Below are 15,520 nucleotides of genomic sequence, written 5' to 3'. Positions count from 1 at the left end.
GCCGCCCGTCATGGCATCCTGATCCGCAGCTCGGCCTGCTGCTGCCGATCATCATGATCTTCGGCCACGTGCTGGAGGAGCGCAGCGTGATCGGCTCCCAGGAGGCCATCGCCGCCCTCGGCGAACTGACCCGCAGCCATGCCCGGCGGATCGAGGCCGACGGCAGCCTGAGCGAGGTGGACAACGCCAGCCTGCGGGCGGGCGACCAGGTGGAAGTGCGCGCCGGCGACCGGGTTCCGGCCGACGGGCGGGTCCTGCAAGGCCAGGCCAGTCTCGACACCGCGCCGATCACCGGCGAGTCGGTGCCGCTCGAGGTGGCGCCGGGGATGGAGGTCTACGGCGGCGCGATCAACCTCGACGGCCTGCTGCGCATCGAGATAACCCGTACCGGCGAGGCCTCGACCCTGGGCAAGGTGATCGGCCTGATGCAGCAGGCCGAGCGCGCCAAGCCGCCGATCACCCGCCTGCTGGAGCGCTACGCCGGGCAGTACATGTTGCTGGTGTTGCTGATCGCCGCCGTCACCTGGTTCGTCACCAACGATGCCCAGGCCATGCTCGCCGTGCTGGTCGCCGCCTGTCCCTGCGCCCTGGTGCTGTCCGCCCCGGCCACGGCCATCGCCGGGATCGCCGTGGCCGCCCGTCATGGCATCCTGATCCGCAGCTCGGCCTTCCTCGAGGAACTGGCGGACCTGACTTCGCTGGTGGTCGACAAGACCGGCACCCTGACCCACGGCAGCCTGCGTCTGCAGGCGCTGCGCCTGGCCGATGCCGCCGAGGAGGCGTCGGTGCTGCGCCTGGCCGCCAGCCTCGGCGCCGCCAGCAGCCATCCGGTGAGCCGAGCGCTGGCGGCCCTGGCGGCGCACGATGCCTATCATCCATTGAGCGATATCCGCGAACGCCAGGGGTTCGGCGTGGTCGCACGAACAGCGGCGGGCGAAGCCGCCCTCGGCCGGCCCGAACTGTTCCAGCAACTGGGCATCGACGCCGGCGAGGTGCCGGCGCACGAGGGACCGATCGCCGGAATCGCCCTGGACGGGCGCTTCCTCGGCTGGCTGCTGCTGGCCGACAGCGTACGCGCGGAGGCCGCCGAGGCCCTGGCCGATCTGCGCGAACTGGGTCTGGGCCGGCAACTGCTGCTGACCGGTGATCGCCAGGCGGTGGCCGACGCCGTGGCCAAGCAGGTGGGGATTCGCCAGTTGGTGGCGCAGGCGTTGCCGGAGGACAAGTTGCGCCAGGTCGGCGCGGAGATCGGCAGCGGTTTCCGGCCGATGGTGGTCGGCGACGGCATCAACGATTCGCTGGCGCTGAAGGCCGGTGTGGTCGGGGTGGCAATGGGTGCCGGCGGCGCCGACATCGCCCTGGCCTCGGCGGATATCGTGCTGATCGGCAGCGACCTGCGCCGGCTCGGCACCTGCGTGCGGCTCAGCCGGCAATGCCGGCGGACCCTGCAGGTCAACGTGGCGATCGGCCTCGGCTGGACCCTGGCGATCGTCGCCGCGGCAGCCTTTGGCCTGCTCGGCGCGGCCGGGGCGATGGTCGCGGCGCTGCTGCATAACCTCAGCACCTTGCTGGTGCTGGGCAATGCCGGACGCCTGCTGCGTTTCGAGGAGCCCCTCGGGCAGCCCCGGCCGGCCGTGGAGGGACGCGAAGAGGAGGGTACACCGTGAGGCAGGCGCAAACGCGACGCAACGGCTGGCGCTGGCTGGCCCTGGCGGTCGGCACGCTGTCCGCGCTGAGCCTGGCCGAGGCGTCGATGGCGCGCTGGCCGGCGGGCTGGCAGGTCAGCGACCTGCCCGCCGCGCAGCCCGGCCAGGCCGGCGCCGGCCAGCGCCAGCGCGCGGTCAAGTTGCAGGCAGACGGCTCCCAGGCACTGGTGATGGAAGTGACGCGGATGCCCCTGCAGAGCGGGCAGGCAGTGAACCTGGAGAAAGTCCTCGGGCACATGCGCAAGCTGGTGCAGATCGAGTTCCTGCGCAACGGCCTGCAGACCGCCTGCACCTCGCCGCAGCCGTCCACCACCGGCGGGCTGGCGGCGCTGGAGACCACCTGCACCATTCGCCAGCGCGGCGCCGTGGTGATGAAGCAGACCTTGCTCACCGCGGCCGGCAAGACCTCGGCCTATTCGCTGTCCTATGCCGGCCTGGCCGAGGCCTACGACGCCAGCCAGGCGGAAATCCGCGCGGTACGGGAAAGCCTGCGCTTCGAGTGAGCGAAATCGGACGCGGTCGGGGCGGGGGCTGGAGTGTCGGCGGATACCGCCTGCGGCGCTATTCGCCCTACGGAGGGTTGCATTGGGGTAGGGCGGATAACCGCTTGCGGTTATCCGCCTTGCGTCTGTCGCGGATCATTTCTTCCCGGCGTTCTGCAGGATCTGCAGGGCCTGGGTGGTGGCGGTGATGCAGCCCTTGGTGTCGCCGCTGGCCTGGTCCTGCCTGGCCTTGGCCTGGAGTTCCTTGACCTCGGTGACCCGCGCACCGGTGACCGAGGTCTTGCCGCGCACGGCGAGGATGTCGTCCAGTTTCTGCAGGTTGGCGCCGCACAGGTCGGTGCTTTCGGCGGCTTGGGCGGTGCCGCCGAGCAGGGCGGCGGCGATGAGCAGGGTACGCACGATCATGGCAGTTCTCCTTTGTGGGCCGGGTGGCCGGACGGGGGAGAGACGACAGGCTCCTGGGAGTCTTCTCCGCATGCCCAGTATCTGACCGGAGCGTCGCCGGAATGGTTCGGTCGCTCAGCCGTTGCCCCAGGGCGGGATCGACAGCGCCTGCTGGAGATGCTGGATGAACGCCTTGACCTTCGGCGACATCGCCGCCGCCCGCGAATACATCGCGTAGATCACGTCGTCGAGTGGGCGCAGGCCGGGCGCGGCGTCCACCAGGCGGCCGTTCTTGAGGTCCTCGGCGACGATGAACAGCGGCAGCAACGCCAATCCCTGGCCGCGCAGGGCGGCGTCGCGCATGGCCTGGCCGTTGTTGCTGCTGAAGCGTCCGCGTGGCGAGACGGCGCGGGGCTTGGCACCGGGGAACGCCGGTTCGAAGGTCCAGACCTGGCTCGGCGTGGCGTTGTTGTAGCCCAGGCACTCGTGTTGCATCAGTTGTTCGAGGGTGTCCAGCGTGCCGTGGCGTTCCGCGTAGTCGGGGCTGCAGCAGACCACCCGCTGGCTGTTGGCCAGCGGCCGGGCGATAAGCGAACTGTCGTCCAGGCGGGTGACGCGGATGCTCAGGTCGTAGCCTTCCTTCTCGAAGTCGGTGAGGCGGTCGTCCATCTGCAGGACGATCTCCAGGCGCGGGTGCTGGCTCATGAAGTCGGCGATGATCGGCGACAGCCAGAGGGTGCCGAAGCTCATCGGGGTGACGATGCGCAATTCGCCGCACAGGTCGTTCTCGCGCAGGGCGACGATCTCCGCGGCGTTGTTGAGTTCCTGCAGCGAGGCCTTGGCGGCCTTGTAGAAGAAATGCCCGGCCTCGGTCGGCTCGACGTTGCGCGTGGTGCGATAGAGCAGGCGGACGCCGAGGCGTCGTTCGAGATCGCTGACGCGCTTGCTGATCACCGACTTGGACAGGCTCATGCGCTCGGCCGCCGACGTCACGCTGTTGAGTTCGGCGACGTTGAGGAAGGCTTCGATATCGTCGAAGCGCAGGCTCATCGGTGGGCCCACGATACAGTGGCAATCGCTCGACGCATTCTCGGCTCCTCCTGGTCGTTTTCCTTGGGCTTTCTATCCGCTTGATTCGCAAGCTAAATCGATCCAGCCCTGAGCAAGCTTACCCAATCGAAAGGCGCCGCAGCGTTCGTTCTCAGCGAAAACGGTTTTCGCCTGGACGCGCTACCGGGAAGGCCGCCGGGGCTTTTACCCTGTAGTCGCGACTCGTCGCTCCGTGGCCGACCGCACCTGCCCGCCCCCGTAGGCGGCCACGGATTTCCTTGCGCCTTCTAGACTGGAAGCCAACCCGCCGCATCAACCCCGAACGAGAAACCCGCATGTCGAGTCGCTTCATCGCCGCCTGGTCCGCGGCCAACCGTTGCCTGGAGGTGCGGGGCCGGGCATGGAAGGGCTGAAACTCTACGCCCGCTTGCTCTGGCGGCCGCCGCGGGAAGCCCTGCTGTTCGCCCTGCGCACCGTCGCCGCCGGGCTGCTGACCCTCTACCTGGCCTTCCTCTTCGACCTGGAGCAGCCGAAGTGGGCGCTGATGACCGTGGTCATCGTCAGCCAGCCGCTGGCCGGGATGGCTCTCAAGCGCAGCTTCGCCCAGGTCGTCGGTACCTTCGCCGGCGCCGTGGTGGCGGTGCTGATCATGGCGCTGTTCGCCCAGCAACCGTTGCCGTTCTTCGTCGCCCTGGGACTCTGGCTGGCGCTCTGCACCGCCGGCGGCACCTTGCTGCGCTACACCGATTCGCACGCCTTCGTGCTCAGCGGCTTCACCGCGGTGATCGTCGCCGTGCTGTCGATTCCCGATCCGGAAAACACCTTCATGCTCGCCGTGGTGCGGGTCACCGAGACCCTGCTGGGCGTCGCCTGCGTGGCCCTGGTCAGCCTGCTCAGCGCGCGTCCGCAGGCGGTGGCGAAGGGCTACTTCGCCCAGGTCGATGGCCTGATCCGCAGTACCGCGCGGCACGCCGCGGCGGTGATCCGCGGCGACGAGGGCGACGAGTCGTTCAACCAGCGGCAGATGCAACTGGTCGCTAGCATCACCGCGCTGGACGGCCTGCGCCGGCACCTCTATTTCGACGCGCCGAACCTGCGCCGCGCCGATGGCCTGGTGCAGTTGCTGGGCAACCTGCTGGTGCTGATGGCCTCGCGGCTGTTGCTGCTGCGCCAGCATCGCCTGCTGGTGCGGGCGCACTGGGTCGGGCCGTTGCCGGCGGATATCCAGGCGCTGCTGGATCGCGCGTTGCGGGTGCTGGACGCGCTGGCCGAGCAGGGGCGGGCGGTACCCTCCGAGGTGCTGGAGGAGTTCCAGGCGGTGCGCCAGGCCTTCGATGCCGCGGCGACGCGCGCGGAGTCCTACGACGAGGCGCTGAGCCCGGCGCTGCGCCCACAGGTGGCGATCCTGCGCTGGGAATACGCGCGGCTGTTCCAGCGCCTGGGCGAAGTGCTCGAACTCAACGATGCGATCCAGTCCGGCCGCCAGGCCAGCAGTTTCTACCGCCGTGGCCAGGCGCAGGCGCTGCACCTGGACTGGGCGCTGGCCTCGATGAATGCCGTGCGCGCTTTCGTCGCCTTGTCCTGCGCAGCCTGGCTGTGGATCACCAGCGCCTGGAACGGCGCCCTCAGCAGCCTGCTGCTGGTCGGGGTGATGTGCTCGCTGATGGCGACCTTCCCGCGTCCGCTGCTGGCGGCGCAGAACTTCCTGCGCGGGCTACTGCTGGCGATCCTGATCTCGGCGGCGCTGCTGTTCGTGCTGTTGCCGGCATCCGCCGACTTCGAGTGGCTGGCGCTGTGGATGGCGTTGTTGCTGTACGTGGTCGCGGTCGGCCTGAGCAGCCCGCTGAGCGCCGGGATCGCCATGGGCATCGGCCTGGAGACCCTGCTGATGGTGGCGCCGCAGAATATCGCGGTCTACTACAGCAACGCTTCGCAGTGGTTCGAGTTCGTCGGCGGCTTCCTCGCCGCGGCGGTCCTCGCCGTGCTGGTGTTCGCCCTGGTCTATCCGTTCCGCGCCGACCCGCGCCTGCGCCGGCTGCTCTACCTGTCGCGCCAGGACGTCGCGGAAATGTCGCGCTGCGAGGCCAGCGAGGCGCAGCGCTTCGCCTTCGAGACGCGGATGATCGATCGCCTGGCGGTGATGGTCGGCCTGCTGCCGGCGAGCCAGGAGTCGGCTGCGGCGGAACGTTTCCAGTGCGCCCTGGGCTGCGTGGTGATGGGCGTGGCGTTGAACCGCCTGCGCGAGCCGCTGCATGACGCCGGGGTGGTGCCGCTGGAGTTGCAGCCGCTGCTGGGCGAGGCGCTGCGCGAGGTCGCCGCCTACATAGCCGGCGGCGCGGACGCCCCGCGGCAGGATCTCGCCCTGGCCGCCCTGCGGCGTTTCGGCCGGGGCCTGGAGGCCTTGCTGGCGCAGCCGTCGAAGGACCTCGGGGCGACGCGGCAGCGCTTCATCATGAATGTCGCGGTACTGATCCTGCAGCAGTCGCTGCAACGCTATCGGACGTTGCTGGAGGAGGACCGCGGCGCACCGGCGGTCGTCGAAGAACCAGAAGAGGAGGGCGGACATGCCCGCTGATGTCGAGATCGGGGGCGCCTACCTGCCGCCGATCGCCCAGGCGCTGCTGCTGGCCTGGCTGATCCTGCTGCTGCTCAACCCGCTGTTGCGGCGCTTCGGCGTGTTGCAGCGGGTCTGGCACGAAGCGCTGTTCCAGGGCGCGTTGTACTGCGCGATCTGCGCCGGTCTGATCCTGTGGATGGGGGAGATGTCCCGATGAACCTGTTGCAAGGCAAATGGCCGCGCCTGGCCACCCTGCTGGCGGTGCTGGTGGCGGCGGCGCTGGTGTTCCTCGCCTGGGAACGCTACACCCGCACGCCGTGGACCCGTGACGCGCGGGTCCGCGCCGATGTGGTGACGCTGTCGGCGGACGTTCCCGGGCTGATCACCCGGTTGCCGCTGAGCGACAACCAGCCCGTGGAGAAGGGCGAGCTGCTGCTCAGCATCGACCCGGCGCGCTATGAACTGGCGGTGCTGCGCGCCGAGCGCGCGGTGAACGTGGCGCGGGCGGCGCTGGGCGAGTCGCGCGCGGCGATCGAGGCCAGCCAGGCCCAGTTGCGCCAGCGCCGCAGCGAGGCGCAGCGGCGCTCGGCATTGCAGAAGCGCTCGATGCTATCGGTGGAAGAGAACGAAAAGGCCCAGACCGACGTCAGCCTGGCCCAGGCCGAGTTGCTGAGGAACCAGGCCAGCCTCGGCCTGGCCCAGGCCAACGTGGAGCTTGCCGAAGCCGCCTTGCAGCAGGCCCGTCTCGACCTCGAACGTACCCAGGTACGCGCCCCGGTCAGCGGCTACGTGACCAATCTGCAGACCCGCGAAGGCGACTACGCCCACGCCGGGGTGCCATTGCTGGCGCTGGTGGACCGCGATTCGTTCTATGTCAGCGGATACTTCGAGGAGACCAAGTTGCCGGGCATCCGCGTCGGCAGCCGGGCGCGGGTGGAACTGATGAGCGGCGAGCGCTTCGACGGGCGCGTGCAGAGCATCGCCCATGCCATCACCGACCGGGAGAATGCCGAGGGCTCGCGCCTGCTGGCGAACATCAACCCGAGCTATACCTGGGTCAAGCTGGCCCAGCGAATTCCGGTGCGCATCGCCATCGATCCCGCCTATCGCCAGCGCAACACCTTGCGCGCCGGCGTGACCGCGACCATCCGGGTGCTGCCCGCGGAGGACACCGCGAAAGTCGATTCCGCGGCGCCCGGGACTGCCGTGCGGCCTTGAGTCAGGCCGAACCGGTCAGTCTGTGCCGGTCATGGCTCAGGGTTGTTCGCGGACGATTTCCGCCAGTTGCAGGATCAATCGCTCGTCAGCCTGGTTGCCGCTCTGCTGGCGGAATTGCCTGGCCTCCTCGCGGGCGCGCTGGAAGGCCGCATCGACGCTGGCCTGGCCATGGCTGTCGCGAATCCACAGGTAGAGGCCCATGACCAGGCTCTGCAGGGTGGCCAGGTCGCTGCTCTGGGCATTCAGCGCATCGATGAGTTGCTGTTTGGAAAACGCTTGCATGGTCGATCTCCGATCAATGGCGCCGCAAGGGCGCGGTTCGCCCCGGCGGTCGCCGGGGTGCGCGGAGCATGTGGAAAGTGCGGAGAGGCTGGCCAGCTTAGGCCAAGTCATTCAAATGATTAGGGAATTTTCTGACTTTCAGTGACCTTTCGACTGTTTTCGACGGCGGGCGATCGCTACGTTTTCATCGAACCGTCACCAAACCGTCATGAAGACACGCCTAGCATTCGCGGTATTTCGGCATGACGTGGAGAGCAGCGCATGGACTCCTATGGCGATACCTCGGGCCGCATCGGTCGCGACTGGCTCGATCGACACGACGAAGAGCTGGAGCAGGAACTGCTCGACGACGAGCTGAACCTGGACGAGCTGTTCGGTCCCGAGCAGGAGGATGCGCCCGGCGAATTGAGTCGGCGCCGCTATTTCCGCGAACTGTTCCGCCTGCAACGGGAACTGGTGAAACTGCAGAACTGGGTGGTGCACACCGGGCACAAGGTGGTGATTCTCTTCGAGGGGCGCGACGCGGCGGGCAAGGGCGGCGTGATCAAGCGCATCACCCAGCGCCTCAACCCGCGGGTCTGCCGGGTCGCCGCGCTGCCCGCGCCGAACGACCGCGAGCAGACCCAGTGGTATTTCCAGCGCTACGTCTCGCACCTGCCGGCCGGTGGCGAGATCGTCCTGTTCGACCGCAGCTGGTACAACCGTGCCGGGGTCGAGCGGGTCATGGGTTTCTGCAACGACGAACAATACGAGGAATTCTTCCGCAGCGTGCCGGAGTTCGAAAAGATGCTGGCGCGCTCGGGCATCCAGTTGCTCAAGTACTGGTTCTCCATCTCCGACGCCGAGCAGCACCTGCGCTTCCTCAGCCGTATCCACGATCCGCTCAAGCAGTGGAAGCTCAGCCCGATGGACCTGGAGTCGCGGCGGCGCTGGGAGGCCTACACCAAGGCCAAGGAAACCATGCTCGAACGCACCCACATCCCCGAGGCGCCCTGGTGGGTGGTACAGGCCGACGACAAGAAGCGCGCGCGGCTGAATTGCATCCACCACCTGTTGCAGCAGATGCCCTACCGGGAAGTTCCGCAGCCGCCGGTACACCTGCCGGAGCGCCTGCGCCACGCCGATTACGTCAGGCATCCGACGCCCGGTGAGATCATCGTGCCGGAAGTCTATTGATGGCCGTTCGGCCGGACGCCGGGCTGGACGGGTAAATTCGCGGCGGGATGCGACGTTACTCAGGCAAGCCCCACGAGTAGCCGGCCATGCTTCCGTCCCCAGCCTCCAGCCTGTCGTTTCCGTCGCCCCTCGAGCGCCGCGAGGCCGATCCATATGCCCGCTGCGACAGGCAGCGGCCTGCGTGCAACGAGTCGCACGAACCGGCGCAGGAGCGTCCTGAACCTGTCGCAACCTGCGCATTCATCGAGGAGGAGCGCCGGTGTGGCGATCCCACGGGCTTGCTTTACGCCCTTGGGCCGCGGGAGCGGGGAGAGCCGGAGCGGGTGGCGGAGTGGTTGGCGGCGCTGGTCCACCATTTCTACCTGGACGGTCCCGTTGAGCCGCCGAGGACAACGCTGGGAAAGGAGCGCTGCGAAACCGCGCCGGGCCTTTGCCGCTGCTGCGGCCAACCCTTCGATTTTCGCCACAAGCGCGCGGCGCTGTTGCTGCTGGGAACCCATTTCGCCGCCAGGGCCGAGGCGCAGGCGGCGTCGGTGCGCCGCTACCGGCGCTGAGGAATGCTCGCCGCCGTCAGCGACGGGCGCTGAGATGGGTGACGTTGTCGCCCTGGCGCTCGGCGGTGACCTTGCGGCAGTGCACCAGGGCGTCGCGGATCATGAAGTTGACCAGGGTCGGCGAGACGCCCAGTTCCTTGGCGATGTCCTTCTGCGGCACGCCGTGCAGGCGGTACATCTCGAAGGCGTAGCGGGTGCGCTTGGGCAGCTCGGTGAGGGCATCCGCGATGTGTTCGAGGGTCGCGTAGTTGATGTGCGAGGTTTCCGGCGAGGCGCCCTGGATCACCACGTTCAGGCCTTCTTCCTCCGGCCCCGAGTATTTCTGTTCGAGCGCCTGCTTGCGGTAGTGGTCGATGGCCAGGTTGCGGACGATCTGGAACAGGTAGCTGAGCTGTGCCTTGAACGACGAAGTGATCTGCGGCGCCGACTGGAGCCTGAAGAACGCATCCTGGACCACATCTTCGGCTCGCGAGCGGCAACCGGTAATGCGGGCGGCGATCTTCACCAGGATCGTACGGTTATCGACGAATGCCTGGAGGAGCGGGGTATCGCATCTGCGGGTAGACAGTTGTTCCGACATGGAAATCACCTTGCTGCGGAGGGGGCTGCAGAGCACTGGCGGTGGGGTAAGACCCACACATGGCGCAACAAATTATGTTGAATGATAATGATTGTCAATTACTAAGAAATAACCAATCTCACCTTTATTTGTGAATGGTCCGCATGCTGGCAAATAGCCGCTGCGAATGATGGAGGGGAGAAATTCTTCGGCGTTTCAGAAGGATGGCCGCGCCAATGTTGCAGTCATGCGTCGCAGACGAAATTTTTTTAATAATCTTTAGGAATCAGCTAGTTAGAAATCGGTATTGACCGCCTCGCCGCTCCTGCCGGCGTTCCGCGCAAGAACTGCGCGAAGGCGCTGCGACAACCGTTCCCGGCTGCTCCATGGCGTACATCGCTATCGCCGATGCGGCGATAGCGCCGGGCACAACCCATCAGAATGGATAGGGGTTGGCGTCCTTTCGCGCAATGCTCCGCGGTTGCCCGGAGATTGCGGTTACATGCGCTAATTATTTGCCGTTGTTATCCGTTCCCCTCTGTGACAGCGCGGGCAGGTGCCCGGCGCCCCGGCGTGCGCAGCAGGAGACGGAAATGCCGATCGATCATGGGAAAGCGCTCTGCCCCGGACGAGGGCCACGACAGCGGCGCAAGGAGGTCGGCAGGTGAGCCCGGCCGTTTCCCTGCAATTGTTCTGCCTGCCTTATTCGGGGGCCAGCGCCACGCTGTTCCGCCGCTGGCAGCCCAGCCTGCCGGGCTGGATCCGCTTGTTGCCCCTGGAATTGCCGGGGCGCGGCCTCCGCTTCGGCGAGGCCCTGCATACCGATGCCGCCAGCCTGGTCGCGCAATTGGCCAGCGAGCTGCACGGCACCCTCGACAGCGCTTCTCCCTACGCCTTCTTCGGCCACAGCCTGGGCGGGCTGCTGGCCTTCGAACTGGCCCATGCCATGCGTCGGCGCGGCCTCGAAGGGCCGCTGGCGCTATTCCTCTCCGGTGTATCCCCGCCCGCCGAAAACGATGTCAGCGGCTACCGGCGCGCCAAGGCCGACGCCGAACTGGTCGCCGCGTTGCGCGACTACCGGGGTACTCCGGAGGCCGTCCTCAACGATCCGTCGCTGATGCAGATGCTGTTGCCAGTGGTGCGAGCGGACTTTCTCGTCACCGGCAGCTACCGCTACCAGGCGCATGGGCCGCTGGACGCGGCGCTGCACCTGTTCGGTGGACGCGAGGACAGCCTGCGCAGCGCCGAGTTGCTCGGCTGGCTGCATGAGGCCGGGGGCGACTTCACCCTCGACCTGCTCGACGGGCAGCACTTTTTCATCCGCGAACAGCAGGGGCAGTTGCTGCGCCTGCTGCGTCGCTACGCCGGCCAGCATCTGCTGCGCTGGCACAAGGACAAGGTCCGGGGAAGCATGCGCGCCGCCAGTTGAGGGGCGGCCGCGACGACTGTTTCCGGAGACTCACTAGAACTCGATTGCAAGCCGAATTCAGGCAGGAAAACACATGATGGACGCCTTCGAACTTCCCACCACCCTGGTCCAGGCCCTGCGTCGCCGCGCCGTCCAGGAGCCCGAGCGCCTGGCGCTGCGCTTCCTCGCCGAGGACGATGGCGAAGGCGTGGTCCTCAGCTATCGCGATCTCGACCTGCGCGCGCGGAGCATCGCCGCGGCCCTGCAGGCCCATGCGCAGCTGGGCGATCGCGCGGTGCTGCTGTTTCCCAGCGGCCCCGACTACGTCGCGGCGTTCTTCGGTTGCCTGTATGCCGGGGTCATCGCGGTGCCGGCCTATCCGCCGGAGTCGGCGCGCCGCCATCACCAGGAACGCCTGTTGTCGATCATCGCCGACGCCGAGCCGCGCCTGGTCCTGACCACCGCTGACCTGCGCGAGCCATTGCTGCAGATGAACGCGCAACTGTCCGCCGCCAACGCCCCGCAACTGCTCTGCGTCGACCAGTTGGACCCGGCCGTTGCCGAGGCCTGGGACGAGCCGCAAGTGCGTCCCGAGCACATCGCCTTCCTCCAGTACACCTCCGGTTCAACCGCACTGCCCAAGGGCGTGCAGGTCAGCCATGGCAACCTGGTCGCCAACGAGGTGTTGATCCGCCGAGGCTTCGGCATCGGTGCCGACGACGTGATCGTCAGCTGGCTGCCGCTGTACCACGACATGGGCCTGATCGGCGGCCTGCTGCAACCGATCTTCAGCGGCGTACCCTGCGTGCTGATGTCGCCGCGCTACTTCCTCGAACGTCCGGTGCGCTGGCTGGAAGCCATCAGCCAGTACGGCGGCACCGTCAGCGGCGGTCCCGATTTCGCCTACCGGCTATGCAGCGAGCGGGTCGCCGAGTCGGCCCTGCAGCGTCTCGACCTGAGCGGCTGGCGGGTAGCCTTCTCCGGTTCCGAGCCGATCCGCCAGGACAGCCTGGAACGCTTCGCCGAGAAATTCGCCGCCAGCCGCTTCGACGCGTCCAGTTTCTTCGCCTGCTACGGCCTCGCCGAGGCGACCCTGTTCGTCACCGGCGGCCAGCGCGGCCAGGGCATTCCCGCTCTGGCGGTGGATGGCGAGGCGCTGGCGCGCAACCGCATCGCCGAAGGCGAAGGCAGCGTGCTGATGTGCTGCGGCCGCAGCCAGCCGGAACACGCCGTGCTGATCGTCGACGCGGCGAGCGGCGAGGTCCTCGGCGACGACAACGTCGGCGAGATCTGGGCCGCCGGGCCGAGCATCGCCCACGGCTACTGGCGCAACCCGGAAGCTTCGGCGAAGACCTTCGTCGAGCGTGACGGGCGCACCTGGCTGCGCACCGGCGATCTTGGTTTCCTCCGCGACGGCGAACTGTTCGTCACCGGGCGCCTGAAGGACATGCTCATCGTCCGCGGCCACAACCTCTATCCGCAAGACATCGAGCGCACCGTCGAGAGCGAGGTGCCGTCGGCGCGCAAGGGCAGGGTCGCGGCCTTCGCGGTCACGGTCGATGGCGAGGAAGGCATCGGCATTGCCGCCGAGATCGGTCGCGGCGTCCAGAAGTCGGTGCCGGCCCAGGAGCTGATCGACTCGATCCGCCAGGCGGTGGCCGAGGCCTACCAGGAAGCGCCGAAGGTGGTGGCGCTGCTCAATCCCGGCGCCTTGCCGAAAACATCCAGCGGCAAGCTGCAACGTTCCGCCTGCCGCCTGCGCCTGGAAGACGGCAGCCTGGACAGCTATGCGCTGTTTCCCGGCCTCCAGGCCGTGCAGGAGGCGCAGCCGCCGGCAGGCGACGACGAACTGCTGGCACGCATCGGCGAGATCTGGAAGGCCCGGCTGGGCGTGGCGCAGGTAGCGCCGCGCGATCACTTCTTCCTGCTTGGCGGCAATTCCATCGGCGCCGCCCAGGTTGTCGCCCAGGTGCGCGACAGTCTCGGCGTCGCCCTCGACCTGCGCCAACTGTTCGAGGCGCCGACCCTGCACGCCTTCAGCGCCACGGTGGCCCGCCAACTGGCCGCCGGCCTGCCGGCCGAGGCACCGATGGCGCACCTGCCGCGCGGTGTCGACCTGCCGCAGTCGGCGGCGCAGCAGCGTCTCTGGCTGACCTGGCAGATCGATCCGCAGAGCGCCGCCTACAACATCCCCGGCGGCCTGCGCCTGCGCGGAGAGCTGGACGAAGCGGCGCTGCGCGCCAGCTTCCAGCGCCTGGTCGAACGCCACGAAGCGCTGCGCACGCGTTTCCTCGAGCGAGACGGCGCGGCCTTGCAGCGTATCGACGAGCGGGGCGAGTTCGCCTGGCAGTTCGTCGACCTCGCCGCGCTGGCCGAGCACGAACGCGCCGCGGCTGCCGCGCAGCGCCGCGACGCCGAGGCGCAGCAGCCGTTCGACCTGGAAAAGGGGCCGCTGCTGCGGGTCAGCCTGGTGCGCCTGGACGAACAGGAGCACCAGCTCTGGGTCACCCTGCATCACATCGTCGCCGATGGTTGGTCGCTGAACCTGCTGCTCGACGAATTCTCGCGGCTCTACGCCGAAGCCTGCGGCGGCCAGCCGGCCGACCTGGCGCCGCTGGAACTGCACTACGCCGAGTTCGCCGCCTGGCAACGGCAGTGGCTGGACGCGGGCGAGGGCGCCCGCCAACTGGCCTACTGGCGGGAGTGCCTGGGCGACGCGGCGCCGGTGCTGGAACTGGCCACCGACCATCCGCGCACGGCGCGCCAGGCGTCACCCTCCGCGCGCTACAGCCTGCGGGTCGACGAAGCCCTGGCGCGGGCTATCCGCGAGGCCGCGCTGGACCATGAGGCGAGTGTCTTCATGTGGCTGCTGGCGGCGTTCCAGGCGCTGCTGCATCGCCACAGCGGGCAGGGCGAGATCCGCATCGGCGTGCCCAGCGCCAACCGCCAGCGCCTGGAGACCCAGGGGCTGGTCGGCTTCTTCATCAACACCCTGGTCCTGCGCGGCACGCCCCGGGCGCGCCAGCCGTTCGCCGCGTTGCTCGGCGAGGCTCGCGAGGCGACCCTCGGCGCCCAGGCCAACCAGGACCTGCCGTTCGACCAGGTGCTCGCAGCCTGCGGCCAGGGCGGCCAGTTGTTCCAGGTGTTGTTCAACCACCAGCAGCGCGACCTGTCGGCGTTGCGCCGGCTGCCTGGCCTGCTCGCCGACGAGCTGCCCTGGCACAGCCGCGAAGCCAAGTTCGACCTGCAACTGCAGAGCGAGGAGGACGCTCGCGGTCGCCTGACCCTGAATTTCGACTACGCCGCGGACCTCTTCGACGAGGCCAGTATCCGGCGTTTCGCCGCGCAATACCTGGAGTTGCTGCGCCAGGTCGCGGAAGACCCGCAGCGCTGCCTCGGCGATATCGCCCTGGTCGACGCCGAGCAGGCGGCGCGCCTCGCCGAATGGGGCAGCGCGCCCTGCGAGCCGGCGCGCGCCTGGCTGCCGGAGCTGCTGGAGCGGCAACTGGCGCAGTCCGCCGAACGCATCGCCCTGGAGTGGGACGGCGGCAGCCTCGGCTACGCCGAACTGCACGCCCGGGCCAACCGCCTGGCCCACTACCTGCGCGACAAGGGCGTCGGCCCGGACGTGCGGGTAGCGATCTGCGCCGAGCGTTCGCCGCAACTGCTGGTCGGTCTGCTGGCGATCGTCAAGGCGGGCGGCGCCTACGTGCCGCTGGACCCGGACTACCCCAGCGAACGCCTGGCCTACATGCTCGCCGACAGCGGCGTCGAGCTGCTGCTGACCCAGGCCCATCTGTTCGAGCGCCTGCCTGGCGCGGAGGGCGTCACGCCGATCTGCCTGGACAGCCTCAAGCTCGACAACTGGCCGAGCCAGGCACCGGGCCTGCACCTGCACGGCGACAATCTCGCCTACGTCATCTACACCTCCGGCTCCACCGGCCAGCCGAAGGGCGTGGGCAACACCCACGCGGCGCTGGCCGAGCGCCTGCAATGGATGCAGGCCACCTACGCCCTCGACGGCGACGACGTGCTGATGCAGAAGGCGCCGGTGAGCTTCGACGTGTCGGTGTGGGAGTGCTTCTGGCCGCTGGTCACCGGTTGCCGGCTGGTCCTCGCCGCC

The 15,520-nt window shown here is 68.3% G+C and carries 12 protein-coding genes and 1 pseudogene; 9 read left to right on the top strand and 4 right to left on the bottom strand.

Translation table 11 applies throughout. From position 1 onward, the window contains the following. Together FFS27_RS14685 and FFS27_RS14680 are read left to right on the top strand one after the other, a co-directional pair. A partial coding sequence (locus FFS27_RS14685; protein WP_137952074.1) for a heavy metal translocating P-type ATPase occupies positions 1 to 1,667 on the top strand: 1,667 nt, incomplete at its 5' end. Beyond that, on the top strand, positions 1,664 to 2,209 hold the full coding sequence (locus FFS27_RS14680) for a DUF4946 domain-containing protein (RefSeq protein ID WP_003116899.1): 546 nt from the start codon (positions 1,664 to 1,666) through the stop codon (positions 2,207 to 2,209). The genes FFS27_RS14685 and FFS27_RS14680, both read left to right, overlap by 4 nt. Positions 2,210 to 2,344: 135 nt before the next feature. Here the strand turns inward: FFS27_RS14680 and FFS27_RS14675 are convergent, their stop codons facing one another. Together FFS27_RS14675 and FFS27_RS14670 are read right to left on the bottom strand one after the other, a co-directional pair. Further along, positions 2,345 to 2,614, bottom strand: a complete 270-nt coding sequence (locus tag FFS27_RS14675; protein ID WP_003089681.1) for a hypothetical protein — start codon at positions 2,612 to 2,614, stop codon at positions 2,345 to 2,347. 114 nt (positions 2,615 to 2,728) lie between these two features. Next, positions 2,729 to 3,643, bottom strand: coding sequence for a LysR family transcriptional regulator (locus FFS27_RS14670; protein WP_003089677.1), 915 nt, complete (start codon positions 3,641 to 3,643; stop codon positions 2,729 to 2,731). A 400-nt stretch (positions 3,644 to 4,043) separates the two neighbouring features. Here FFS27_RS14670 and FFS27_RS14660 point away from each other — a divergent pair, with 400 nt between their 5' ends. From FFS27_RS14660 to FFS27_RS14650, 3 genes are read left to right on the top strand one after another with little or no spacing between them, the layout of a single operon-like run. Continuing rightward, positions 4,044 to 6,218, top strand: a complete 2,175-nt coding sequence (locus tag FFS27_RS14660) for an FUSC family protein (protein WP_023101232.1) — start codon at positions 4,044 to 4,046, stop codon at positions 6,216 to 6,218. Continuing rightward, positions 6,208 to 6,417 (top strand): DUF1656 domain-containing protein, encoded by a 210-nt coding sequence (locus FFS27_RS14655; RefSeq protein WP_003102972.1) that lies wholly within the window; start codon positions 6,208 to 6,210, stop codon positions 6,415 to 6,417. The genes FFS27_RS14660 and FFS27_RS14655 overlap by 11 nt, the downstream gene beginning before the upstream one ends. Next, complete coding sequence (locus FFS27_RS14650; protein WP_023101233.1) at positions 6,414 to 7,418, top strand: HlyD family efflux transporter periplasmic adaptor subunit; 1,005 nt, start codon at positions 6,414 to 6,416, stop codon at positions 7,416 to 7,418. The genes FFS27_RS14655 and FFS27_RS14650 overlap by 4 nt, the downstream gene beginning before the upstream one ends. Before the next feature lie 36 nt (positions 7,419 to 7,454). Here FFS27_RS14650 and FFS27_RS14645 read toward each other — a convergent pair whose 3' ends face one another. Then, on the bottom strand, positions 7,455 to 7,700 hold the full coding sequence (locus FFS27_RS14645; protein WP_003089668.1) for a hypothetical protein: 246 nt from the start codon (positions 7,698 to 7,700) through the stop codon (positions 7,455 to 7,457). Between the two features lie 261 nt (positions 7,701 to 7,961). Between FFS27_RS14645 and ppk2 the strand changes: the two genes are divergently transcribed. Beyond that, a complete protein-coding gene (gene ppk2 / locus FFS27_RS14640) occupies positions 7,962 to 8,876 on the top strand; it encodes a polyphosphate kinase 2 (RefSeq protein WP_003089666.1) in 915 nt (304 codons plus the stop codon). A gap of 86 nt (positions 8,877 to 8,962) precedes the next feature. After that, entirely contained in the window at positions 8,963 to 9,430 is a 468-nt protein-coding gene (locus FFS27_RS14635) for a hypothetical protein (protein ID WP_003139215.1), read from the top strand. 16 nt (positions 9,431 to 9,446) lie between these two features. Here FFS27_RS14635 and pvdS read toward each other — a convergent pair whose 3' ends face one another. Continuing rightward, positions 9,447 to 10,010, bottom strand: a complete 564-nt coding sequence (gene pvdS / locus FFS27_RS14630) for a pyoverdine signaling pathway sigma factor PvdS (protein ID WP_003113068.1) — start codon at positions 10,008 to 10,010, stop codon at positions 9,447 to 9,449. A 643-nt stretch (positions 10,011 to 10,653) separates the two neighbouring features. Here pvdS and pvdG point away from each other — a divergent pair. Next, positions 10,654 to 11,418, top strand: coding sequence for a pyoverdine biosynthesis thioesterase PvdG (gene pvdG, locus FFS27_RS14625; RefSeq protein ID WP_003119379.1), 765 nt, complete (start codon positions 10,654 to 10,656; stop codon positions 11,416 to 11,418). 73 nt (positions 11,419 to 11,491) lie between these two features. After that, a pseudogene (gene pvdL, locus FFS27_RS14620) lies at positions 11,492 to 15,520 on the top strand (pyoverdine non-ribosomal peptide synthetase/polyketide synthase PvdL); the annotation flags it as partial.

The sequence above is a fragment of the Pseudomonas sp. 2VD genome (genome assembly GCF_005503585.1).
In the GTDB taxonomy this organism is placed as follows: Bacteria; Pseudomonadota; Gammaproteobacteria; order Pseudomonadales; family Pseudomonadaceae; genus Pseudomonas; species Pseudomonas aeruginosa.
Note: the sequence above shows the minus strand (reverse complement) of the source record. Positions and strands in the feature narration are given on the sequence as shown.

Excerpts from the sequence above, each read along its gene's own strand:
- FFS27_RS14660 (WP_023101232.1), top strand. The coding sequence starts at position 4,044 with ATGGAAGGGCTGAAACTCTACGCCCGCTTGCTCTGGCGGCCGCCGCGG.
- pvdS (WP_003113068.1), bottom strand. The coding sequence starts at position 10,010 with ATGTCGGAACAACTGTCTACCCGCAGATGCGATACCCCGCTCCTCCAG.
- ppk2 (WP_003089666.1), top strand. The coding sequence starts at position 7,962 with ATGGACTCCTATGGCGATACCTCGGGCCGCATCGGTCGCGACTGGCTC.
- FFS27_RS14635 (WP_003139215.1), top strand. The coding sequence starts at position 8,963 with ATGCTTCCGTCCCCAGCCTCCAGCCTGTCGTTTCCGTCGCCCCTCGAG.
- FFS27_RS14645 (WP_003089668.1), bottom strand. The coding sequence starts at position 7,700 with ATGCAAGCGTTTTCCAAACAGCAACTCATCGATGCGCTGAATGCCCAG.
- FFS27_RS14670 (WP_003089677.1), bottom strand. The coding sequence starts at position 3,643 with ATGAGCCTGCGCTTCGACGATATCGAAGCCTTCCTCAACGTCGCCGAA.
- FFS27_RS14675 (WP_003089681.1), bottom strand. The coding sequence starts at position 2,614 with ATGATCGTGCGTACCCTGCTCATCGCCGCCGCCCTGCTCGGCGGCACC.
- FFS27_RS14650 (WP_023101233.1), top strand. The coding sequence starts at position 6,414 with ATGAACCTGTTGCAAGGCAAATGGCCGCGCCTGGCCACCCTGCTGGCG.
- FFS27_RS14655 (WP_003102972.1), top strand. The coding sequence starts at position 6,208 with ATGCCCGCTGATGTCGAGATCGGGGGCGCCTACCTGCCGCCGATCGCC.